Below are 584 nucleotides of genomic sequence, written 5' to 3'. Positions count from 1 at the left end.
ATCTGGAACTACTGGGTCAACAACTACCTGCTCGGCAACGAGCCGCCGGTGTTCGACATCCTGTTCTGGAACAACGACACCACCCGCCTGCCCGCTGCGTTCCACGGCGACCTGATCGAGATGTTCAAAACCAATCCACTGATCCGCGCCAATGCACTGGAAGTGTGCGGCACGCCGATCGACCTCAAGCAGGTCACCGCCGACATCTTCTCGCTGGCCGGCACCAACGATCACATCACGCCGTGGAAGTCCTGCTACAAGTCGGCGCAGCTGTTCGGCGGCAAAGTCGAATTCGTGCTGTCGAGCAGCGGCCATATTCAGAGCATCCTCAACCCGCCGGGCAATCCGAAATCGCGCTACATGACCAGCGAAGAGATGGCGGCGACTGCCGATGACTGGCAGGAAAACTCGACCAAGCACACCGATTCCTGGTGGCTGTACTGGCAGGCATGGCTGGCCTCTGCTCGAATGGTGCTGAAACAGGCCATCAGACAACCGATTCACAGCGTCAGGCACGTGACCCATTTCGGCCTCGAGCTGAAGAACGTGCTGCTGGGTAAATCCGCGCTGCAACCGGCCGGTGA

1 protein-coding gene is annotated in these 584 nt (G+C 59.6%); it reads left to right on the top strand.

What is annotated here, in order from left to right:
- Positions 1–584: alpha/beta fold hydrolase (locus tag J5M71_RS26665; RefSeq protein ID WP_243434366.1), on the top strand; the 584-nt coding region annotated here is incomplete at both ends.

Origin of the sequence: Pseudomonas sp. 43(2021) (assembly GCF_017490805.1) — a bacterium.
GTDB lineage: Bacteria > Pseudomonadota > Gammaproteobacteria > Pseudomonadales > Pseudomonadaceae > Aquipseudomonas.
Note: the sequence above shows the minus strand (reverse complement) of the source record. Positions and strands in the feature narration are given on the sequence as shown.